Source organism: Rickettsia canadensis str. McKiel, assembly GCF_000014345.1.
Lineage (GTDB): Bacteria > Pseudomonadota > Alphaproteobacteria > Rickettsiales > Rickettsiaceae > Rickettsia > Rickettsia canadensis.
Window position 1 is genome coordinate 164146 of record NC_009879.1, and the last position, 24132, is coordinate 188277.

Below are 24132 nucleotides of genomic sequence, written 5' to 3' on the forward strand. Positions count from 1 at the left end.
CTTTTTAGATACCGTGGTCAATCCACAGTATGACATTTTAGAGAGCAAGTAATTTAAAAGGAAAAGTATTTATGAGCTTAGTAAATTTTTACGGACAATTAAGTAATACTCAACAATTTGATCAGATAAGAATTAATATAGCAAGTCCTGATCAAGTACGTTCGTGGTCTTTCGGTGAAGTAACAAAGCCTGAAACAATTAATTATCGAACTTTTAAACCTGAAAAAGATGGGTTATTTTGTGCAAGAATTTTTGGTCCGGTAAAAGATTATGAATGTCTCTGTGGCAAATATAAGCGGATGAAAAATCGTGGTATTATTTGCGAGAAATGCGGTGTTGAAGTTACGGTTTCTAGAGTAAGACGTGAAAGAATGGGGCATATAGAGCTTGCAGCTCCCATTGCTCATATTTGGTTTTTAAAGTCGCTACCTTCAAGGATTAGTACGCTTCTTGATATGACAATGCGAGATTTAGAAAAGATTCTTTATTTTGAAAATTATGTAGTATTGGACCCAGGGTTATCAATTTTACAAAAAGGCGAACTCTTAACAGAGGAAGAATTACAGAAAGCAAAAGATAAGTACGGTGAAGATGCATTTACTGCCTCTATAGGTGCAGAAGTAATACAACAAATGCTTAAAGATCTTGATTTTGCAAAGTTAAAGCAAGAATTATACGAAGAATTACAAAATACAACTTCAGAAGTAAAAAAGAAAAAATTAGTCAAACGTTTAAAATTAGTAGAGGATTTTTTAGAGTCGGAAAACAAGCCGGAATGGATGATTATAGATGTTTTACCAGTAATTCCTCCTGAAATTAGACCCCTTGTTATGCTTGACGGAGGAAGGTTTGCTACTTCGGACTTAAATGAACTTTATAGAAGAGTAATTAATAGAAACAATCGTTTAAAGAAATTAATAGAGTCAAAAGCGCCTGATATAATAGTTAGGAACGAAAAAAGAATGTTACAAGAAGCGGTGGATGCATTATTTGATAACGGTCGTCGCGGGCGAGCAGCAAAAAATGCTAATAAGCGTCCATTTAAATCATTAAGTGACATGCTTAAAGGTAAGCAAGGTCGTTTCCGTCAGAACTTGCTCGGTAAGAGGGTTGATTATTCAGGGCGTTCAGTTATCGTGGTAGGACCTGAGCTTAAACTTCATCAATGCGGCTTACCTAAGAAAATGGCTTTAGAGCTATTTAAGCCATTTATTTATTCTAAGCTTGAGTTGTACGGCATCGCTACAACTATTAAAGCTGCTAAAAGAATGGTGGAAGCTGAAAAACCTGAAGTTTGGGATGTGCTTGAAGAAGTAATAAGAGAGCATCCAGTTTTACTTAATAGAGCTCCGACGTTACATAGGCTTGGTATTCAAGCATTTGAACCTCTATTGATAGAAGGTAAAGCAATTCAGCTTCACCCGCTTGTTTGTGCTGCATTTAATGCAGATTTTGATGGTGATCAGATGGCAGTACATATCCCGCTATCAATTGAGGCACAGCTTGAAGCTAGGGTATTTATGATGTCTACAAATAATATCTTAAGCCCTGCTAACGGACGTCCTATTATTGTACCGGATAAAGATATAGTACTTGGTTTATATTATCTAACCATTGCATTTGATAATGAAGTAGGTGAAGGTCTGATGTTCTCAGACTTAGCTGAGATGGAACATGCTTTATATAATAAATTTATAACTATTCATACAAAGATAAAATATCGTAGAAATCAGTTAAATGCTGAAGGTAAAATGGTTCCTGTTATCGTTGATACTACTTACGGTAGGTTAATGGTCGGTGAGTTATTGCCCTCTAACCCTAATATAGAGTTCAAGTTTATTAATAAACAACTAACTAAAAAAGACATATCATTAGTTATAGATCTAGTTTATCGTCACTGTGGTCAAAAAGCTACAGTAATTTTCGCCGATCAGTTAATGAAACTAGGTTTTAAATATGCTTGTTCTTCAGGTATTTCTTTTGGAATGGATGATATGGTAGTACCGGAATCTAAGAGTACTCATATCAATGAAACTCAACTTGAAATAAAAGAATTTGAACAACAATATTCAAACGGTTTAATTACTTACGGAGAGAAATATAATAAAGTAGTTGATGCTTGGTCAAGATGTACTGATAGAGTAGCAAACGATATGATGAAAGAGATTGCTACGCCACCGATTAATGATGAACCAAATCATCAGAAAATAAATGCTATATATATGATGGCTGTTTCCGGAGCAAGAGGTTCTTTCCAGCAAATTAAGCAGCTTGGCGGTATGCGAGGTTTAATGACCAAATCAAACGGTCAAATTATACAAACTCCTATTATTTCTAATTTTAAAGAGGGGTTAACCGAATTTGAGTGTTTTAATTCTGCTAATGGAATGCGCAAAGGGCAAATAGATACAGCTTTAAAAACAGCAAGCTCAGGTTACTTAACAAGAAAATTAGTAGATGTTGCACAGGATTGTATTATTACGGAGAAAGATTGCGGAACTGATAAAGGAATTGAAGTTAAGAGTGTTATTGAAGGTGGAGAAGTGATAGTATCTTTAGCTGAAAAGATTTTAGGTCGTACTGCTGCTATTGATATATTTCATCCGGTAACTAATGATCTAATTCTCAATAAAGGCGAGCTTATTAATGAAGTAAAATTAGAGCAAATTGAGTCGGCAGGATTAGACAGAATTATGATCAAATCCGTATTAACCTGTGAAAGTACTACCGGTATATGTAGTATATGTTACGGTAGGGATCTTGCCACCGGTACATTAGTATCGGAAGGTGAAGCAATTGGGGTTATTGCTGCTCAATCTATCGGTGAACCAGGTACGCAGCTTACAATGAGAACTTTCCATATCGGAGGAGCAGCAACGAAAGGTGCTGAGATTTCCTCGGTAGAAGCTTCCTATGATGCAAAAGTGAAAATTATAAGCCGTAACGTTGTTATTAATTCCGAAGAACGCAAAATTGTTATGAGCCGAAATTGTGAGTTATTATTGCTTGATAACAATGGTAATGAAAAGGCACGTCATAAAATTCCATATGGTGCTAGATTACTTGTTGATGACGGTGATATGGTTATTAAAACTCAAAAACTAGCTGAGTGGGATCCTTATACTATACCAATTATCACGGAGAAGTCAGGTAAAGTTTTGTTTAAAGATATGGTTGAGGGTATTTCTATTCGTGATGTAACTGACGAAGCTACCGGAATACCAAGTAAAGTTATTATTGAATCAAAACAATATTCACGTGGTGCAGAATTACGTCCACGTATACAGCTTTTAGATGCTAAAGGTGAAGTTATAACTTTATCAAATGGTTTAGAAGCTAGATATTACTTGCCTGTTGGAGCAGTTTTAAGTGTAGAAGACGGAGTGCAGATATCCGTAGGTGATATTATTGCACGTATACCGAAAGAATCAACCACTACTAAAGATATTACTGGTGGTTTACCGAGAGTTGCCGAACTTGTAGAAGCAAGACGTCCTAAAGATCATGCAGTTATTGCCGAGGTTGACGGTAGAGTAGAATTCGGTAAAGACTATAAATCTAAAAGACGCATTATCATACATCCGATTGATGAAACAATGTCTATTGAATATATGGTACCCAAAGGCAAGCATGTTGTAGTGAACGAAGGTGACTTTGTTAAAAAAGGTGATTTATTAATTGATGGTAATCCGGTACTTCAAGATATTTTAAAAGTAATGGGTGTAGAGGTTCTTGCAAATTATATTGTTAAAGAGGTTCAGGCCGTTTATCGTCTACAAGGTGTAAAGATTGATGATAAGCATATAGAAGTTATTATACGTCAGATGTTACAAAAAGTAGAGATTACAGATTCAGGTGGGACTACGTTATTAGTAGGTGAAAAAGTAGATAGACATGAATTTGATGAGATAAATGAAAAAGCTATTAAAAACGGTTTAAAACCTGCTGAAGCACAATTAATATTACAAGGTATTACTAAAGCTTCGTTACAAACTAGATCATTTATCTCTGCGGCCTCATTCCAAGAGACTACTAGAGTTTTAACTGAAGCAGCTATTGCCGGTAAAGTAGATAAGTTACGAGGACTAAAAGAAAATGTGATAGTTGGACGATTAGTCCCTGCCGGAACCGGTTATTTTATGGACAAAATGCGTAAAGCAGCTGTAAAGCTTGATGAAGAGAATAGCATAAATGCTGACAAAGGATAAGATCCTTTTTAAATACTTTAAGCTGGATCTAGCTCATAAGTTGCAGTATAATAGCTGAAAATTGAGGTATTGCTAAATAGAAGGTGGTTTTATTTTACACAACTCTTAAAAAAGCCTTATTGTCATTCCAGTAGTGGTGGAATCTAGATTAAATAGCCTTAATTTTGGTACTAAAATTATATTTAGGCAATGTCAAAATTGATTTATGCAACAAAGCTAATAACAAGAGATTGATGTTGTTAAATGCTCGTAGTTTTGGCCTAAATAAGAGATGGGTTGTTCTGGGATATACGTATTATTATTATCATAATTATAATTAGCGTATAATTGTAATTTTGTTAAATCATCGTCAATATAAGCATTTTTAAGCATTGTGTAATGATGACGTATACGTATCTGGTATTCTGCTAGATAGTTTTCAATATAGACTTTTTGTATTTCCTGACCAACTCTATCATATAAAGCTTTAAGCATTATTAAGTTCATTAATGGGTTGTTAGTATTAACTTCTTCATATTTTTGATTATTAGAAAGAGGTCTATTACTTACTTCTACCTTATCTATTTGAAGATCTTCTGATTCAGCTTTGATTTTTTCTTTAAAATTTATTTTGGGGAAAATGGCTTGTACATCCGTTATTTCAAGTTTTTCTCCTTTCTTACCTACTTCATAAGCTTTGGAAACAATTTGTTTATAGATAACGTTAATTAATTCTCGTTTTGTTTGTATTTCATAAGAATAGTTAATTCCTCCTTCATTCCAAAATTTTATTATTTTAGAAAAAGCCGGAATATATTTACCGGCCTTTGCTAAAAATTTTTGTATAAATGTAGGTTCAATAAGAGGTGCTAATGTAGGATTTTCTTCATATTTTTTAAATACATATTCGACAGTTTTAAGTATATCTTGCTCTGTTTCTATTCCGTCAGGTAAGCCATGCAAAATTTTTGTAGCTATTGATTGATCCATCTTCTTATACAAAATATTAACACCGATCCATGTCCATACCGGATTAGCTGTAAAACAAAACTTTATTAAATAAAATGCTAGTGATATAGGTAAAGATAATAACTTTAAATAGTTAAGGCAAGCATATCGTATCGGGTGAGGCGTAAGACTATAAATCTCATCCATATTACATTTTAACTCACATGATGTCTTAATCATTGTGTACTTCTGTTTAATTAAGTAAGAAGTGATGTCTTGTATTGGCATATGGTTACTTAAATTTAACTAATTCGTTAGCAAAAATATAAAAAACGTTAACATTTGTCAACTAGTCTTTAATGAGATTTTGTTCTAAATCAATTATAATACTTGCAAAGTTTTATCAAGATAAATAGAATTATCGCTAAATATACTCAAATGATTTCAAGAATTGCTCTTTCATTTTATTAAGGATTCGCATCCTCACCTATTCAGTATAGGTCTGCAGGTGCCTCACCTCTTCAAAATAAAATTAAATTCTTGAAATCATTTGAGTATAAACAAGTTAATATAAGGAATAGTTATGCTTAATGTAAATTTTACTAATGGAGAATTGCTTAACACTCAAGGTTTAGTAGTTTTTATTGATGAACAGTTAAAACTTGATAGTAATTTAATAACACTTGATCAACAACATCATGGATTAATTTCTAAAACTATTGCAGATAAATTACAATTTACTGGTAAATATGGACAGATCAAGGTTATTCCGTCCGTCATTAAGTCAGGCGAGATTAAATACTTGATAATAGCAGGGCTTGGAACTGAAGAAAAGTTAACTGAAGCAAAAGTCGAAGAGTTAGGCGGCAAAATCTTACAATATGCAACTAGTGCTAAAATTTCTACTATTAGCTTAAAAATTATAAATAGAATAAGCAGATTTACATCTCAAACATTTGCATCTTTAGTTGCTAGCGGTGCATTTCTTGCTTCTTACAGATTTGATAAATATAGAACTAACTTAAAAGAAGCAGAAAAGTTTGCAGTAGAATCAATCGAAGTGTTTACCGATAATAATACTGAAGCAGCAAAATTATTTGAAGTCAAAAAATTAGTTGCTGAGGCAGTATTTTTTACAAGAGATATCAGTAATGAACCGTCAAATATTAAAACTCCGCAAGTCTATGCTGAAAGAATAGTTGATATACTTGAACCACTAGGAGTAGATGTTGATATTATCGGTGAACGTGAGATGAAAAATCTTGGTATGGGAGCATTACTTGGTGTGGGACAAGGTTCACAAAACGAGTCAAAGTTAGTAGTTATGGAATATAAAGGCGGCAGTAAATATCCTACTATTGCTTTGGTCGGTAAGGGAGTGATTTTTGATACAGGCGGTATTTCCTTAAAACCGTCAAGTAATATGCATTTAATGAGATATGATATGGGAGGTTCTGCAGCAGTTGTGGGTAGCATGATTGCAGTTGCTGGTCAAAAATTACCTGTAAATATAGTTGGTGTTGTAGGGCTTGTAGAAAATATGCTATCCGGTAACGCACAGCGTCCAGGGGACGTGGTAACTACCATGTCAGGGCAAACTGTAGAAGTTTTAAATACCGATGCAGAAGGGCGTTTAGTACTTGCTGATGCTGTTTGGTATGCACAAGAAAAATTTAAGCCTAAATGTTTGATTGACGTTGCAACTCTAACAGGAGCAATAACTGTAGCACTTGGTAGTACATATGCCGGTTGTTTTTCCAACAATGATGAGTTAGCAAGTAAATTAATAAAAGCGGGGGAAGAAGTTAATGAAAAACTTTGGAGAATGCCGCTTCATGATGAGTATGATGCAATGATTGGCTCCGACATAGCCGATATGGCAAATATTAGTAACATACCGAGAGCTGCTGGAAGCTGCATAGCTGCACATTTCATTAAACGTTTCATTAAAGATGGAGTAGATTGGGCTCATTTAGATATAGCAGGTGTTGCAAATAGTAATAAAGTTTCATCACTTGGTCCTAAGGGAGCAGTGGGATACGGTGTTAGACTACTTGAAAAATTCATCAAGGAATATAATCGATGAACTTTACAAATTTGCTACATCGTTTTACAAGTACTGTGGTACTTTTACTTATTAAGTAATGAAGAATAGTTAGAATAAAACATAATTAAATTTGTATTCGAGGTGGAAACCAATTTTCATCTTGAATACCCATTATTTAAAACTTCTTTCAAAAGTAGTATGTACACTACTTTTGAAAGACAAAAAGTATATTATGAACAGTAAACCTTATATTTTTGTGATAGGTAATGAAAAAGGAGGAGCAGGTAAAACTACCTGTTCTATGCATCTAATAATAGCTCTGCTTTATCAAAATTATTCGGTAGTAAGTATAGATACCGATTCACGTCAAAGTTCTTTAACAAATTATTTAAAAAATCGAGATTTATATAATAAACAAAATCCTGATAAGACTGTATTAGTACCAAAACATTTTTATATATCGGAAAGTGAAGTAGGAGAACAAACAAAGAGTTTTGAGCAGGTACTCAAAAATAATCAGGATACCGATTATATAGTGATTGACACCCCAGGTAGCCATACTCCTTTATCAAGGCTTGCGCATTCTTATGCTGATATGATTATTACACCGATTAATGATAGTTTTCTAGATTTAGATGTGATAGCAAAAATCGATAGTAAGGACGAAATTATTAGCCCATCAATCTATAGTCAAATGATTTGGGAACAGAAAATGGAACGTGCTAGTCGTGATAGAGTCAGTATAGATTGGATAATACTTCGGAATCGTTTAAGTAACCTTGATGCATTAAATAAAAGACGTGTAGGAAATGTATTAGCTAAACTTGCTAAAAGAATTAACTTTAAACTTGCAGAGGGATTTAGCGAACGTGTAATATATAGGGAATTATTTTTGCAAGGTTTAACATTACTTGATCTAAAAACTGCAAAATATGATAGAGCGTTTAATAGCTCACATGTCCTTGCACGTCAAGAATTACGAAATTTTTTAGACTTTTTAGGTATTAAGACTATGTTTAAAGGTTAATTTCTATTAAAGTTTTTCTTGTATAAAGTTAAAAAATATATATAATAAATTAATGTATTTTAACTTTTTAAGAGAAACAAATGCAAAATATTTCTGAAAATATTTCACCGGAACAACGAAAGCAAGTGGATGAGCTTATTAATAAATATAAGCATTTAACTCTGGCAGAACAAAAAGAAGTTGATAGAAAGCTTGAATTACATTTTAGAGAAAAAGATCTTGAACGCAATGAACTTCAGTTAAGAATGAATAAGATATTTGGTAATTTATCACGCGAAAATCAAGAAAAATTACAAGTAAATAATAATCCTATAAATAAAATTAAAGAGGAGTTATTACCGTTAATTAAAGGAATAATAAATTTAGTAGAAAATGTTGCAGAGATAATTAAAAACCCTAAGAAAGTAATATATGAATGGATTAAAGGTGAGTTAAATCAAGTAAAACCTCAACAACAAAATCATATCCAATCATTGCCAAAACAAAAGAATGTTCCTACATTATCAAGATAAATTTTTAGTTTTTATTTGTGAAAATCCACAATTTTATGTATATATTTAGGGGACAGCGTATAATCAAAAATAAAAATGCATAAATATAGAACTCATAATTGTAACGCATTACAAATATCTGATGTAGGAAAAGAAGTGAAATTGTCAGGTTGGGTACATAGAAGAAGAGATCACGGTAATCTAGTTTTCATAGATTTACGTGATCATTACGGTATAACTCAGATCGTGTTTACAGATCAAAACCTCCAGCTTATGGAGATGGCTAGTCGTTTGCGTTATGAGTCGGTAATTACAGTTATTGGTAAAGTTGTAGCAAGATCAGGTGATACTATTAATGATACGCTTACAACTGGTCATATTGAAATATTAGCCAGAGAATTTATTGTTGAATCAGCAGCCGATACTCTACCTTTTGTTATTAATACCGAAAAAGACGCGCCAGAAGATTTGAGGCTTAAACATCGTTTTTTAGATCTTAGACGTGAGAAATTACATAATAATATAATACTCCGCTCGCAAATTATTTCTCATATTCGTCATTTGATGACGGCAAGAGGTTTTACTGAATTTCAAACACCGATCCTAACGGCAAGCTCACCTGAGGGAGCCAGAGATTTCTTAGTCCCTAGTAGAATGCATTCCGGTAAGTTTTATGCACTACCGCAAGCACCTCAGCAATTCAAACAGCTTTTAATGGTTTCGGGGTTTGATCGTTATTTCCAAATTGCTCCTTGTTTCCGGGATGAAGATGCAAGAGCTGATAGGTCTCCTGGTGAGTTTTATCAGCTAGACGTAGAAATGTCTTTTGTTACACAGGAAGACGTATTTAGTACTATTGAGCCTGTGATGTATGATTTATTTACTAAATTTACAGATAAGAAAGTATCAGAAACCCCTTTTATCCGTATCCCATATAATGAATCTATGCTAAAATACGGCTCTGATAAGCCTGATTTACGTAACCCTATTATAATTGCTGACGTAACGGAAATATTTAGAGATTCCGATTTTACAATTTTTAGAGAAAATATCAAAAAAGGTAGTGTCGTTCGTGCAATTCCTGCACCTAAAGCAGCAGCACACGCTCGTAGTTTCTTTGATAAAATGATAGAGTTTGCGATATCCGAAGGGGCAGGAGGGCTGGGCTATATCCAGTTTAGTAAAAACGACAAAGCAAAAGGACCGGTAGCAAAATTCTTAAGCCCGCAGCAATTAGAGAGCCTCAAGGCTACTGTCAATATAAGTGATGGTGATGCCGTATTTTTTGTTAGCGATAAAAAAGAAAAAGCTGCCAAACTTGCTGGTAAGGTTAGAATAAGAATTAGCGATGAACTTGATTTACTTGAAAAAGATTGCTTTAAATTTTGTTGGATTACTGATTTTCCATTCTATGAATTAAATGAAGAAACAGCTAAAATTGATTTTAGCCATAATCCATTTTCTATGCCGCAAGGCGGTTTAGATGCTTTAAAAAATGCTAAAACAACTGCAGAGTTGTTAGAGCTTACTGCATACCAATATGATATTGTTTGTAACGGTATTGAACTTTCCAGCGGTGCTATTAGAAACCACAAGCCGGAAATTATGTATAAAGCATTTTCCATAGCAGGTTATAGTGAGGAGGAAGTTAATAAGAGATTTGGCAGTATGATTAGAGCCTTTAAGTTTGGTGCTCCACCACATGGCGGAATAGCTCCAGGAATTGATCGAATTGTTATGCTGCTTGCAGAAGCCACAAATATAAGAGAAATAATTGCATTTCCTTTAAACCAACAAGCGGAAGATTTACTTATGAATGCCCCAAACTATGTGGAAGATAAAGCTCTAAAAGAGCTAGGCATTATGCTCTTACCGTCTGCTAGAAAAAATGTAGAGCAAGAATAAGAATTTATAGTTGTTGCTAGGTGCTTGAAAAACGCTCTAATATCATTCCTGTGAAAGCAAGCATTCAGAAAAAGTTTAAGCTTTTAATTTTAAAAATTTAGTGTGTTTATACTTTTTAGTTACTGAATTCCGGCTTTCACGGGGTTTTTTGATCCCCCTGCGACAAGAACAGTCAAAGCTGTGAATCTAGACATCATCTATGGCATCAAAGCATTAAGCCTATATACAAAGCAATTCTTTTTAGGTACTCTCCAAAAGAGTTTTAAAAAATTATTTGCATCGACTCTCATGATAAGAGATTTAGCAGTTATTACTTAATGTAAAATAGTCACTAAACTCAAATAGCGAATTATTACATAACCCGCTACTACTAGTGATCACCGAAGTTAAATTATTTGTTTGTATAGATATAAAAAAGTATAAAGATTTTTTTAATCTCTTCTATTGCCTAAAAATCTCACTAAATGTAAGAAAAGGTTGATAAAATCTAAATATAAAGTAAAGGCTGCCATAATAGAAAGCTTTTGTCCTACTTCATTGTTGCCTGCCATGTAATACATAGATTTAATCTTTTGAGTATCCCAAGCAATTAAGCCCATAAATACTACTATTCCAATAAGAGAGGTAGCAAAAGAGAGAGCTGAACTTTTTAGAAATAGATTAACTAGTGAGGCGATTATAAGACCTATAAGACCCATTGCAAAAAATGACCCCATAGATGTCAAATCTCTACTTGTACTATAACCGTATAAGCTCATTGCTCCAAAAACAGAGGAACAAATAAAGAAAGTACGTGCTATTGATGTACCGGTATAAATAAGAGCTAAATATGCAAGAGACATACCGGTTAAAGTGGTATAAACCCAAAATAATATTTGTGCCGTTTGCAGATTCATGCGTCCGAAGCCCATAAAGAAATATAAAGCAATACCGAGCGGAGCAAACATTATAATAGTGCCGAAGCTGGTTTGAAACATTAAATTATAAATAGGCTCAACTGATATAGTCGTTAAAGCTGCTACGCCGGTTAGTAAAAGTGCTAAAGCCATATAATTATATACTTTAAGCATGTATTTTCTTAAGCCTTCATCAAAAGTTTTATTTTTTGCAGTGGCAGTTAAAGTTTTTGTATAATCGATCATAAGTAACCTACTATATATTTACATAATAAAATATAATCTTTTAAATGTGTTTTTTCAAGCTTTAATTAATAAATTTTATAAATATCTTGCATTGAATATAAAGCAGAAGGTTTATCTTGTAGCCAAATAGCAGCTTTAATTGCTCCGTTGGCAAAAGAATTGTTATTCAGAGCTTCATGTTTTAAAGTGATTATTTCATTGTCATCTAAAAAAGATATTTCATGTATACTGTGAACATTGCCACCACGAAGTGAGGAAATACCTATTTCCTCTTTTTTTCTTGGTCTGTTACCGCGATTAAATATTATATCTAAATCTTTTCCGTTTGCAATTGTTTCAGCAAGCATAATAGCAGTACCTGATGGTGAATCTTTTTTATTACGGTGATGTATGTCTAAAATTTCAACATCGTAATCATCTAGTATTTTTATTGCTTCTTTAGCTAGATAGCTGAGCAAATTAGCACCTATACTCATATTTGCAGAATATAAAATAGGTAAAGTTTGCGCTGCTTTTTCTAAAAGCTTAAAATGTTTAGGCTGAAGACCTGTCGTTCCGATCACTAATTTTGTATTGTGTTTTAATGCATAATTAACCAATGTTTCTAATATTTCAGGGGTAGAAAAATCGATGAACACATCAGAATGTTTACAAAAATTGTCTAAATCATACAGACTATTAGTACTACTAAATTTTGCCGAAATTTTGCAATTTTCAAATTCGTCTATTCTTTCAGCAATAGCTCTGCCCATTTTACCTGTAGAACCACTAAGACCGATATTTATCATATGTGCTTTATTGTAAATTTGTATAGGATTTATGAAAATATAATAGAGGTTTTAAATTGTTTTTAATAGTGGTATTTATTACTTTACCAATAAATATAGTATGATCACCGGCATCATAAGCAGCATATTTATTACATTCTATATGACAAGTTGCACCATTTATTAAAGGACAATCAGTTTTATTCCCAAGCGTATAATCAATTTTTGTAAATTTATTAAGTTGTGATTTAGCAAAATGCTTTGAGATATCAATTTGATTCTCTGCTAAAATACTAACTGCAAAGTTATTACTTTTTTGAAAACTGTTTATGCTGTAAGAATTTTTATTAAGGCAAAATAATATTAACGACGGTCTTAAAGATACGGAAGTAAAAGAACTAGCAGTAAAACCAAAAAGTTCGTTGTTGTAATTTGTTGTTATAATAGTTACCCCCTGAGGGAAGCGGCTCATAGCATCTTTAAATTGACTTTCTGTTACTGTCCCAGCCATTTTTTCATAATTTTGTTAATGGTTCCGTCTTTTTTTAATGAATAGATTGCCTCATTAATTTCATTAATTAGTCCTGAGTTTTTAGACATACCTATAGCAAAATCAGATGAAAATTCTTCTAAAGTACAGCTTTCTAAATTTGGATTATTTTCTTTTAATTTTATACCCTGAAATTCTTCGGAGATAATAGCATCTATGACTCTGGCTTTTAATTCTTCAACTAACATTAAATGATTTGCTAAAGAATGGACTTTAATATTCATCGTCTGTGATAGATCTTGTGCTTTTTTTTCTAAAACACTGCCAAGTTGTACTCCTACTATTTTATTCTCTAGCTCTTTACTAGATTGTATATTATCGCCTGTTCTATATATTATGGCAAATCTTGCAGTAGCGTAATTATCGGAAAAGCTGATATATTCGGCACGCTCCGGTGTTACAGAAAGCTCTGCCACCGCAACATCAATATTTTCGCTAACCAAAGCTGCAAGTAAACCGTTAAAGTCAAAGTTTTTTATGATAACTTTTTTATTTAGACGCTCGCCTATTGCTTTGATAATATCAATATCAATACCAACAATCTTGCCGCCTTGGATGAATTCATAAGGAGGATTATCTGCGGCAGTACCAACTATTAAAGTTTTTTCCGTTTCTTTTTTTTCACAAGAAACTAGTAAGAAAGATAGTAAAAATATTTTGAGAAATTTCATAAAAATAATGTTTTAAGTTTGAGCATGTCCTGTGTCATACCATGATCAAATTGTGGTATGACATTTGGTATAGAAAACATCAAGAACCCAATTTCTCCTTTAAAAGCTGATTCACAAGTATCGGATTAGCTTTGCCGCCAGTTTTTTTCATTATCTGCCCTACAAAAAAACTGAATAATTTCTCCTTACCACTTCTATAATCCTCTACAGATTTAGGATTTTCAGTTATCACCTCATCAATTACCGTGTTTAGTACGTTATTATCCGAAACTTGTACAAGTCCTTTTTCCTCTACTATTTTATCAGGTGCTTTGCCGGTTTCAAACATAATTTCAAAAACAGTTTTTGCAATTTTACCGGAAATAGTATCATTTTCTATTAATTTTATTAATTTTGCAAAGTTACTGGGAGTAATTTTGCATTTACTTATTCCTATCGATGCTTTATTTAATTGTCCGAACAACTCACTGGTGAGCCAATTAGTAAGCATTTTAGGGTTACACTCATTTGCTGCTTGCTCAAAATACTCGGCAACTGATTCATCGGCTACGATTACTTCGGCATCATATTTACTTAAGCCAAACTCTTTCATATATTTCTCAATCTTTTGATCAGGTAGCTCAGGTAAATTTGCTTTTAGCTTGTTTATTAACTCATCAGAAATAATAAGAGGTAATAAATCAGGATCAGGAAAATATCTATAATCAATGGCTTCTTCTTTTAAACGTATAGTTCTTGTTTCGCCACTATCAGCATTAAATAAACGTGTTTCCTGAATTACGATTCCACCGCTCTCAATTAAATCTACTTGTCTTTTAGCTTCAAATTCTATTGCTTTAATGATGTTACGAATTGAGTTAATATTTTTAATTTCGCATCTTATGCCGAGTGGTTCACCGCTACGTCTTACTGATATATTAGCATCACAACGCATTGATCCTTTCTCCATATCGCCGTCACAGCTACCGATATAACGTAGCAAACTCCTTAGTTTTTTAACAAATTCAGCCGCTTCTTCTGGGGATGATATATCAGGTTCGGTCACAATTTCCATAAGCCCAATGCCGGCACGGTTTAAATCGATAAAGCTATAATGCGGAGATTGATCATGTATAGATTTACCTGCATCTTGCTCTAAATGCAAACGGTTAATACGAATAGTTTTAAGATCACCGGTACTAGTTAGTATTTTCATAGTCCCGTTTTGTACTATAGGATAGTAAAATTGCGAAATTTGGTAACCTTGTGGTAGATCGGCATAAAAATAATTTTTACGATCAAATACTGAATATTTATTTATCTGTGCTTTAAGTGCAAGTCCTGTTTTAATTGCTTGGTGTACACAGTGCTTATTTAATACCGGTAACATCCCTGGCATTGCTGCATCAACATAAGAAACCTGTGAATTTGGCATTGCTGCAAATGTAGTACTACTTCCTGAAAAAAGCTTAGATTTGGAGGAGATTTGAGCATGAATTTCAAGTCCTATTACATATTCCCATTTCCCTGTATTACCTTTAATATATGTCATAATTAAAAACCCTTTGGCTCAAATTTAATATGTTTAACACCTGATTCAATTGTCGATGCTACTTTCAAAACATTATATTCATCTAATTGTTTACCGATAATCTGCATTCCAAGAGGTAAACCTCGTGCCGATAATCCGGCAGGAACCGATACACAAGGTAAACCGGCTAAACTTGCAGGAATAGTAAATAAATCGTTTAAATACATAATAGTCGGATCATTTTGTTTTTCACCGATCTTAAATGCTTCAGACGGGGCAGCCGGTAATAAAATGGTGTCAACTTTTGTGAAAGCATTATTAAAGTCGTTTGCAACTAAACTACGTACTTTTTGAGCTTTTAAATAATATGCATCCATACAACTAGAAGAAAGTACATATGTTCCAATCATAATACGACGTTTTACTTCCTCGCCAAATCCTGCTGATCTAGTCATTTCATACATTTCATCAAGCGTCATATTTTCACGTTCTACCCGAAGACCATATCTAACGCCGTCATATCTAGATAAATTTGAAGAAGCTTCAGCCGGTGCTATTACGTAATAAACGGCAACGCCATATTTAGCATACGGCAAAGTAATATCAACTATTTCAGTACCAGCATTTTTAAGTAGCTCTATAGTATCCTGCCACATTTTCATAACATCAGGTTCAATAATACTGCCTTCACCAAGGCTAAGAGGTACGCCTATCTTCATATTTTTTACCGAACTGCCGATAGCAGATTGTAATTGTGGTACTTCTGCTTTGAGCGAAGTAGAATCTTTTTCATCAAATCCCATCATTGCTTCAAGCATAATAGCACTATCTAAAACGCTTCTAGTAAATATTCCTGCTTGATCAAGAGAGCTAGCAAATGATACCATTCCGTATCTTGAACAACGTCCGTATGTCGGTTTAAACCCAACTAAACCAGTAAAACTTGCAGGTTGACGTACCGACCCGCCAGTATCGCTACCAAGCGCAGCAGATGCCATAAAACCACTAACTGACGCAGCTGATCCTCCGGAAGAACCGCCTGGCACTAGATCACTATTGTCGTTATTTGCTTTCCAAGGGTTAATTACATTTCCAAAACAACTAGTAATATTTGCCGCACCCATAGCAAATTCGTCCATATTAGTTTTGCCGAGCATCACACCACCATTATTAAAAATATTTTGTGTAACGCTTGATTCATAATTAGGTATAAAATTTTTCAGTATATTAGAACATGCCGTAGTTCTAATGCCTTTCGTACAGAAAAGATCTTTAGCGGCAAACGGGATACCCTCAAGTGTTCTTGCTTTATTTTGAGCATAATTTTGATCAGCAATTTGAGCACCCTTTAAGGCAAGATCAAAAGTTTTGGTAACATAAGCATTTAGGTTTTTATGCTTCTCTATTTGTTGAATATGTGCATTAACTAATTCCGTACTTGTGAAATCTTTATTTTTTAGACCTTTTATACTATCTGCTAATGTTAATTTGTTTAGTTCTGTCATAATTATTCAATAACCTTTGGAGTGATAAAATATTTTACTTCTTTAGCAAGCTGAGCGCTTTGTCCACTTACATGATCCAATAATTTATCTGATAAATCAGAACTTGTAACTTCATCCTCTCGCATTCTAGCATTCATATTAGAAACTGAAGTTAAAGGCTCTATATCTTTGCAATCTATTTCATTTAAAATATCGATCATATTCATTATAGAGCTAAGCTGAGTAGAAAATTTTTCTACAGTATCTTCTTCAAATTTTAATCTAGCTAATTTTGCTATTTTTTGTGCTTCTTCTTTTGTAATCATAGTTTTATTATTTTAAGTAATATAGCCTGATGTCATTTCCGTGAGGCATTATTGCGTTGATCGATTCCACTTGTTTGTGTCATCCCGCGAGCTTGTTTATAGCCGGGATCCAGTTAAAAATACTAAAATTATGGATACCGTGATCAAGCCAGAGGTATGATACTGAACATCAAACAGTCATTATTTCTTGTTCTTTTTGTTTTATTGCTGAGTCAACTTTGTTACTATAATCATTAGTTAGTTTTTGTACTTGTTCAGATAAGCTATGATGCTCATCTTTTGTAAGAATATTGTTCTTTTCTAGCTTTTTAAGTTCTTCGTTGCCGTCTCTTCTAATATTACGTAATGAAATTTTAGTATCCTCACCGTATTTATGAGCAAGCTTTACAAGTTCTTTACGTCTTTCTTCAGTTAAAATGGGTATCGGCAGTCTAATTAGTTGACCGTCCGTTGCCGGAGTTAAGCCGAGATTTGCTATCGTAATCCCTTTCTCTACCAATGATACCATAGATTTATCCCAAACCTGCACGTTAATTGTTCGTGCATCAGGGGTGGATATGGAAGCAACTTGTGAAAGTGGTATTTTACTCCCGTAAGCTTCTACGATTACACTGTCGAGTAAATTAACCGAGGCCCTACCTGTACGTAGTCCTTTAAGCTCATGATCTAAAACTTTTAGAGCTTTTTCCATCTTTTCTTGTAAATTTTTCTTTAATGTTTCTGTGTCCATATATTATTCCTCAATTGTCGTATATTTGCCTTTATCTTGTATTACTTTGGCAAAATTTCCTTGGTCTTTTATCGAGAATATCCTTATAGGTAATTTATTTTCTTGTGCTACTGCTATAGCTGCCATGTCCATGACTTGCAGGTTGTTAGTTATAACATCTTTATAGCTAATAGTGAAATATTTTTTAGCATTCGGATTTTTTTTAGGGTCGGAATCATATACGCCGTCAACCTGAGTTGCCTTTAATAAAATATCACAATTCATTTCGATTGCACGAAGTACTGCAGCACTGTCGGTTGTACAAAATGGATTACCCGTGCCGCCGGCAAAAATGACTACTCGTTTTTTTTCCATATGTCTTTTAGCTTTGCGACGAATATAAGGCTCGCACACGCTCATCATAGGAATAGCCGATAGAACTCTTGTATAGATATTGAGGCTTTCCATAACGTTTTGTAAAGTTAAAGCATTAATCACCGTTGCAAGCATACCTATATAATCAGCTGAAGCACGATCCATACCGACGAGTGCTGCATTAATTCCGCGGTAGATATTTCCACCACCGACTACAATAGTGACTTCTACTCCTAAATCGATAACTTCTTTAATATCGCCGGCAATCTTTTTTATTACGTCATATTCATGTCCAAATTGCTTGTCTCCCATTAAAGCTTCCCCTGAAACTTTAAGCAAAACTTTTTTATACTTTAGAGCATTTATATCTGATGTCATTTTCTATTTGAAGTTGCTTTTAGCTGCTTAATTTTTTTAATCATTATACCTCTTTGTAGGGTGGTAATCGATGATTTATTGAGTGCATGCACTAATAACATATTATTATTTATATCAAGTGTTACTGTACCAGGTGTTAATGTAATCGAGTGAGCATATACTATTTCACCTATTACTTCTAGTCCTTCTGCATCAATCCATTCAAACACTGGTTCTATTTTTATTTTTCTTTGCCAAATTATTTTGATAACCGAGAACGCCGATTTCCATATTTCTAATAATAACCAAGGAAAATATAATATAAATTTAATTTTAGTGGACATTAACATTTTTGGTTAATTTGATATTTGAAGTAAAAGGTATAAGCAGCATTATAAATACAAATACCAATCCTATCATATTAAATATATTATTTATTGCAATTACAAAAGCATCATTATTTAATTTGTTTGCTAATAACAAATATGATGCTTTTTCAGGATTAAGAACTTTCCTGCTTAATAATTCAGTGTAAGAATCGAGCTGCTCTAATGCCATTATAGAAGTAGATGAGATATTTTCTGAGAAATATTGCATAAAGGTTTTGGTATCATTAGTAAGTATAGTGCTGATTATTGCAAGTCCTACTGCTCCTCCTAGATTACGGGTAAGATTATAAAGCCCGCTAGCATTGCCTATTCTTTCTTTTGGCATATTGCCAAGCGCTATATTATTAGTCGGTATAAAACAAAACATTAAGGAAATACCTCTAACAAATTGAGGAAGTACAAATGCAGCAAATTTAGAATCAGGCGTTAGAAAACTATTCAAATGACATCCAAGAGCGAATCCTCCAAGCCCTATAATAAGCATCAGGCGTAAATCTACCCCTAGCCCTAGCATCCTGCCGGCTAACTGTGCAGATAAAAATTGTGCTCCGCCCGTCACCATCATAGTAGCCCCGATTTGTAATGTATCATATCCGGCAATGGTAAAGAGAAATAGCGGTAATATATATACTGCCCCGTACAATCCTATACCCATCACGAACGAATAAAGGCAACCAAAAGTAAAGTCTTTATAAAGAAATGTTTTTAAATCTAAAATTGGATTAATAAAGGTTAGTTCTCTAATGATTAATAAAATAAAGCCTAAAGCTACTGCAATACTTAAAAATAATATTAAATTATCCTCAAGCCAACCTTTTTTGTTGCCTTCTTCTAAAACATACTGTAATAAGCCAAGTGTTAAAGCCATTAATAATATACCGAGAAAATCAAAATTTTTGAGTAATTTATAATTTGGTTTATCAAAATCACCGTATAAAAAAACGACGCTGCACACAAAAATTCCAGGGATAACATTTAATAAAAACATAAAATGCCATGACAAAATTTCCGTAATATATCCACCGAGCGTAGGTCCTAAAGTAGGTGCAACAGTTACGACAAGTCCAATTAAAATAGTGACGGTAGGACGTTGTGATGCCGGAAAAATTGTAAAAACAGTACTAAAGACTGTTGGTATCATTGCACCGCCAAAAAATCCTTGTAATGCTCTAAAGATAACCATTGATTCAATATTAGTTGCAAGCGAACATAATACACTCATAACCGTAAATCCTAGGGTTGCAATAAAATAAGCAATTCTAGTAGAAAGTAAGCGTGCTAAAAAGCCTGAAGTAGGAATAATTATAACTTCGGCTATTAAGTACGATGTTTGAACCCAAGAAAGCTCGTTACTTGAAGCAGCAAGGCCTGCAGCTATTACAGATAATGAGCTAGCAACAATTTGAATATCAAGTACCGACATAAACATCCCGACAACCATACCGTAGAAAGCAAATAACTGTCTTTTGGATAGATTAGAAGTAACTTGTAAATTATTGTTTGACATAATTACATTATACAGTTTAAATTAAATTTTGTATACAGAACCTAACCATATTATAAATTTGTTGTGTCATATAAGATTTTTTCATGTTTTTTTTAATAAAGTTAATAAGTGATATAAAAATATGTGTTTAAAATAAAAAATTGTTGTACAACTTTTAATTTTTAACTAAACTACTTTATTAGAATATAAGTAGACAAGGTCTAATAGTAATTTTATTTATATTTAGCATAATATAGCATAATATAGCATAATAAATATGTGATTGATTTATTAAAAAATATTTACTATAACATTAATATTTATTAACTGTAATTGATTTATCAATATGCAAAATCCAGCACAAAAAGTTATATCTTTTTCAGAGCATAAGTCTGATATAGAACGCATAAAGAAGTCAATAGAAGAGGGGTGGGCGATAGTAAAGCTAGTACCTAATAAAAACCGTTTTATCGGACTTTTAGAAAAGATTTCACATGCTGAAGATGAAACAATCTATATTCCTCCAAGAAAAAAGATAATAGTTAATTAACACGAATAGCAAATTATGACATAATCTGCTATTTGGTTTAAAAAGTTGAATATAAAAGGTGCAAGATGGTTTCACCTTTTATATAAAGGTAAGTGTATATTATTTTTTAGCAAAAACTTATAATTCTTTACAAAATATAATGGAATTACCTAAAAAGGTGGTTTTGTTTTACATAACTTTTAAAAAGACCTTATTATCATTCCCGAATACGTGGGAATGACATCGAAGCATTAGGCTATGCTCTAAGCAATTCTTTTTAGGCAATGCCAATATTAATAACTGTTTTAAATCTCAATTTCTACGGCTTTTTATGGTGTAGTAAATTACAAAAGTTTTTTTTAGTATAGTTTGGAAAGAACTCTATTATAGAATGCCAATAATCATTTATAAATAGTACATAGAATCTAAACCAATCTCAAGTCTAAGTTCTGTGAAAATTTCTAATTGATTTGCTATTTTGAGCTATTTTTAAACAAAAATTAATAAGATTTTTGTTGGAATAGTGAACCCAAAAAAATCTTATACAGCTAATAAAGAGTCACAATTAAATCTTTTGAGAAATCTCCACAGAACTTAGGATATTTTATCCTAAATTTGTATTTGGAAAGTGGTGCCAATGTGGGGATTTGAACCCCAGACCTACGCATTACGAATGCGTTGCTCTACCAGTTGAGCTACATTGGCTGAAATATAATCATATTACGTTGAATTAGAAATTGTAACTTAATATTGTATTTCGGTGTATGGTCATTCTAGCTAAAAGCGGTTATACCATAGATTGCATCCTAAGATACTACAATCAAGTCATGATATAACTAAAAGGTTTCTAGATTCCAGCTTTTTAGCTAGAATGACATATATAGATATAGAGACCATACAACAATGTTTATAATCACGGTATTTTTAAAGATGCGTCGAAAATCTTAAATGGAAGTGCTGCGTATCATCATATTTTTTCTTCTTTACTGGAAATCCCCAGTCCATTCTGATCGGAGCAAAACGCGTTACCCAAATAAAGCCGAAACCAACAGAAGCTCTAAGTGATTTATCATTATAAAAACCATTTAGAGTTTCATACCGCTTTTTATTTAAACCTACACCCCATACACTTCCTAAATCTATAAAGACCGCCCCCGTTAAATTAAACTCTTCAGGTACAGGAGTTGGAAAATTAAGCTCTGTTGATAATGTATAATACCTCTCACCGCCAAGTCCCTCATTAGTGTTCTTTTCACGAGGTCCGACACCGCCACTTGCAAAGCCTCTTAAACTATAATCACCTAAATTAAAACGATCTGAGATTCTAACGATTTTTCCTCCAAGCCCTGCAATATCACCGCCAGAAGCAGATAATTTTAAAGTAAGCTTATTATGTATGAAAGATTTATAATATTTACCGTCAACTTCATGTTTTATATATTTGTTATCACCTCCAACGCCGGCAAATTCTTGTGTCCCGCTTATTAAATAACCGTTCTTTGGAACAATGTTGTTATCAGTCTGATTATAAGTAATAGTATGTCCTATAGCAGAAGTAATGAATCTCCCCATTTGCTCCTTTAAGAACATTGAGGTTGACAGAGTTGGTGCACTTAAAATATCACGTTTAATTAAATAATCTATTTCATGACCTAAGCCCTCTTTAATTTCATAACCAAGAGAGGTTTTGAGTCCTATAGAGTGTAACTTATAGTTTTGATCAGTTGTATTTAATACACTACCACCATATCCAGCATAGTTTCTAAATGCGTTTACACTAAGTGATAAATCGCGATCTAAAAAATGCGGTTCAATAATAGTGCCGTAATAGCTTGTACTATTTTTACTTACTTGTACACCGGTATTAAGCAGTTTACCGGTACCGACTAAATTACGCTCTAAGAAAGAAAAACGACCAAATAAACCGCCGGCAGTATTATATCCTAAATCAAAACCTATAGAGGAAGTAGATTTTTCATCAACTTCAACATTAACGTCATACTTATCTTTAGCTTTAGTTGGAGCTAAGCTAATTGTTACTTTCTCAAAATAATCTAAATTTCTAAGATTACGCTCACCTTTTTCAATATATGAACGGTTAATTATATCACCTTCCTCTATCTTAAATTCTCTTCTTATAACATGGTCTTCAGTTTTAAGGTTATTAATAATATTAATCTTATTAATATAAACCTTATCTGCTTTCTCAATAATAAATTTAATATCTGTAGTATGATTAACATTTTTCATTATATCCGGATAAACATTTACCGCAGGATAACCAGAAGCCGTAAAATATTCTCCGATTTTTTTAGCTATGTCATTAACTATTTGCATATTGAAAACCTGGCCTTGCTTAATATTAACAATTTTATTAAGTGGAGTTATATCTATATTAGTTAATTTGTTATCTATTGTAACATTACCGAAACTATATTTCTCTCCTTCTTCAATGGAATATGTAAGGGTGAAATATTCTTTAGTATTATTGAGTTCTGCCAATGCCGAAATTACTCTAAAATCTGCAAAACCGACAGATTGATAAAATTCTCTTAGTAATTCTTTATCATACTCCACTCTATCAGGATCGTAAGTATCGTTACTTTCTAAAAAACGAAACCAACGAGATTCTTTAGTTAAAACAATAGATTTAAGTTCTGAATCACTATAATTGTCATTACCGTTAAAATAAATATATTTAATAACGGTTTTTGGTCCTTCTGCAATATCAAAAATAACCTTAACTCTGTTGTTTTCTAAATTCTCAATTTTAGCTGTTACCGTAGTAGCAAAACGTCCGCTACGTTTATAAATTTCTAATATTTTCTTTACGTCTAATTCGAGTTTAGATTGGCTAAGGGACTCACCTGACATTGTATAAATTTCTTTAGCAAGCATATTAGTTTTGATTTTAGAATTACCGCTAAATACTACACTACTTATAAAAGGTGTTTCGGTGACGTTAACTATTAAATGCCCCTTATTTGTTATATACATATTTATTTTTTTAAAAAGTGAGGTGGCATATAAACGTTTTATTGCCTCATCTTCTTTAGAATTATTGTAAGTTTCTCCTACTTTAAGCTTTAAATAGCTCTCAATAGTAGAACGCTCAACCCTGTGGTCACCTGTGATAGTTATTTTACGAATTACAGTGTCAGCTAATGAAATTTGATAATAAAAAATCGTTAATAATAAAATTGTTAACTTACTAATTGATCTGCTTTTCACT

Annotated in this window: 19 protein-coding genes and 1 tRNA gene; 6 read left to right on the plus strand and 14 right to left on the minus strand. The window is 32.9% G+C overall.

The window, feature by feature from the left end:
- Nucleotides 1-71 precede the first annotated feature (71 nt).
- Nucleotides 72-4208: a DNA-directed RNA polymerase subunit beta' gene (rpoC, locus tag A1E_RS00675; protein WP_012148293.1), complete on the plus strand. Its 4137-nt coding sequence runs from the start codon at nucleotides 72-74 to the stop codon at nucleotides 4206-4208.
- Nucleotides 4209-4424: 216 nt separating this feature from the next.
- Here rpoC and A1E_RS00680 read toward each other — a convergent pair whose 3' ends face one another.
- Nucleotides 4425-5423 carry a DNA-binding protein gene (locus A1E_RS00680; protein ID WP_041405219.1) on the minus strand — a complete coding sequence of 333 codons (999 nt, stop codon included), beginning with the start codon at nucleotides 5421-5423 and terminating at the stop codon, nucleotides 4425-4427.
- Nucleotides 5424-5718: 295 nt separating this feature from the next.
- Here A1E_RS00680 and A1E_RS00685 point away from each other — a divergent pair, with 295 nt between their 5' ends.
- The 4 genes from A1E_RS00685 to aspS all read left to right on the plus strand — a co-directional run bounded on the left by A1E_RS00685 (nucleotide 5719) and on the right by aspS (nucleotide 10605).
- Nucleotides 5719-7221 (plus strand): leucyl aminopeptidase, encoded by a 1503-nt coding sequence (locus A1E_RS00685; RefSeq protein WP_012148295.1) that lies wholly within the window; start codon nucleotides 5719-5721, stop codon nucleotides 7219-7221.
- A gap of 193 nt (nucleotides 7222-7414) precedes the next feature.
- Nucleotides 7415-8209 (plus strand): division plane positioning ATPase MipZ, encoded by a 795-nt coding sequence (locus tag A1E_RS00690; protein ID WP_012148296.1) that lies wholly within the window; start codon nucleotides 7415-7417, stop codon nucleotides 8207-8209.
- Nucleotides 8210-8289: 80 nt separating this feature from the next.
- On the plus strand, nucleotides 8290-8721 hold the full coding sequence (locus A1E_RS00695) for a hypothetical protein (RefSeq protein WP_012148297.1): 432 nt from the start codon (nucleotides 8290-8292) through the stop codon (nucleotides 8719-8721).
- Between the two features lie 75 nt (nucleotides 8722-8796).
- Nucleotides 8797-10605, plus strand: coding sequence for an aspartate--tRNA ligase (gene aspS, locus A1E_RS00700; protein WP_012148298.1), 1809 nt, complete (start codon nucleotides 8797-8799; stop codon nucleotides 10603-10605).
- A gap of 431 nt (nucleotides 10606-11036) precedes the next feature.
- Here aspS and A1E_RS00705 read toward each other — a convergent pair whose 3' ends face one another.
- The 11 genes from A1E_RS00705 to A1E_RS00755 form a co-directional block, all read right to left on the minus strand.
- A complete protein-coding gene (locus A1E_RS00705) occupies nucleotides 11037-11747 on the minus strand; it encodes a Bax inhibitor-1/YccA family protein (protein ID WP_012148299.1) in 711 nt (236 codons plus the stop codon).
- Nucleotides 11748-11812: 65 nt separating this feature from the next.
- Nucleotides 11813-12535 (minus strand): 4-hydroxy-tetrahydrodipicolinate reductase, encoded by a 723-nt coding sequence (gene dapB, locus A1E_RS00710; RefSeq protein ID WP_012148300.1) that lies wholly within the window; start codon nucleotides 12533-12535, stop codon nucleotides 11813-11815.
- Nucleotides 12536-12542: 7 nt separating this feature from the next.
- Nucleotides 12543-13025, minus strand: coding sequence for a flavin reductase family protein (locus A1E_RS00715; protein WP_012148301.1), 483 nt, complete (start codon nucleotides 13023-13025; stop codon nucleotides 12543-12545).
- Entirely contained in the window at nucleotides 13010-13735 is a 726-nt protein-coding gene (locus A1E_RS00720) for an ABC transporter substrate-binding protein (RefSeq protein ID WP_012148302.1), read from the minus strand. Before A1E_RS00720 ends, A1E_RS00715 begins: the two co-directional genes overlap by 16 nt.
- 79 nt (nucleotides 13736-13814) lie before the next feature.
- Entirely contained in the window at nucleotides 13815-15266 is a 1452-nt protein-coding gene (gatB, locus tag A1E_RS00725) for an Asp-tRNA(Asn)/Glu-tRNA(Gln) amidotransferase subunit GatB (protein WP_012148304.1), read from the minus strand.
- A 2-nt stretch (nucleotides 15267-15268) separates the two neighbouring features.
- On the minus strand, nucleotides 15269-16750 hold the full coding sequence (gene gatA / locus A1E_RS00730) for an Asp-tRNA(Asn)/Glu-tRNA(Gln) amidotransferase subunit GatA (protein WP_012148305.1): 1482 nt from the start codon (nucleotides 16748-16750) through the stop codon (nucleotides 15269-15271).
- 2 nt (nucleotides 16751-16752) lie between these two features.
- Nucleotides 16753-17055 (minus strand): Asp-tRNA(Asn)/Glu-tRNA(Gln) amidotransferase subunit GatC, encoded by a 303-nt coding sequence (gene gatC, locus A1E_RS00735; RefSeq protein WP_012148306.1) that lies wholly within the window; start codon nucleotides 17053-17055, stop codon nucleotides 16753-16755.
- A 169-nt stretch (nucleotides 17056-17224) separates the two neighbouring features.
- Complete coding sequence (frr, locus tag A1E_RS00740) at nucleotides 17225-17785, minus strand: ribosome recycling factor (protein ID WP_012148307.1); 561 nt, start codon at nucleotides 17783-17785, stop codon at nucleotides 17225-17227.
- A gap of 3 nt (nucleotides 17786-17788) precedes the next feature.
- A complete protein-coding gene (pyrH, locus tag A1E_RS00745) occupies nucleotides 17789-18517 on the minus strand; it encodes a UMP kinase (protein ID WP_012148308.1) in 729 nt (242 codons plus the stop codon).
- The gene (locus A1E_RS00750; RefSeq protein WP_012148309.1) at nucleotides 18514-18846 is read right to left on the minus strand and encodes a monovalent cation/H+ antiporter subunit E; all 333 of its coding nucleotides are present in this window, start codon (nucleotides 18844-18846) and stop codon (nucleotides 18514-18516) included. Before A1E_RS00750 ends, pyrH begins: the two co-directional genes overlap by 4 nt.
- Nucleotides 18830-20392 (minus strand): DHA2 family efflux MFS transporter permease subunit, encoded by a 1563-nt coding sequence (locus tag A1E_RS00755; RefSeq protein WP_012148310.1) that lies wholly within the window; start codon nucleotides 20390-20392, stop codon nucleotides 18830-18832. The genes A1E_RS00750 and A1E_RS00755 overlap by 17 nt, the downstream gene beginning before the upstream one ends.
- 325 nt (nucleotides 20393-20717) lie before the next feature.
- On the opposite strand from A1E_RS00755, the gene A1E_RS00760 reads away from it, so the two are divergent.
- On the plus strand, nucleotides 20718-20921 hold the full coding sequence (locus tag A1E_RS00760; RefSeq protein WP_012148311.1) for a DUF2674 domain-containing protein: 204 nt from the start codon (nucleotides 20718-20720) through the stop codon (nucleotides 20919-20921).
- Between the two features lie 608 nt (nucleotides 20922-21529).
- Here A1E_RS00760 and A1E_RS00765 read toward each other — a convergent pair.
- Nucleotides 21530-21605, minus strand: a tRNA-Thr gene (locus A1E_RS00765).
- A gap of 219 nt (nucleotides 21606-21824) precedes the next feature.
- Complete coding sequence (gene bamA, locus A1E_RS00770) at nucleotides 21825-24131, minus strand: outer membrane protein assembly factor BamA (protein WP_012148312.1); 2307 nt, start codon at nucleotides 24129-24131, stop codon at nucleotides 21825-21827.
- Nucleotide 24132: the final 1 nt, after the last annotated feature.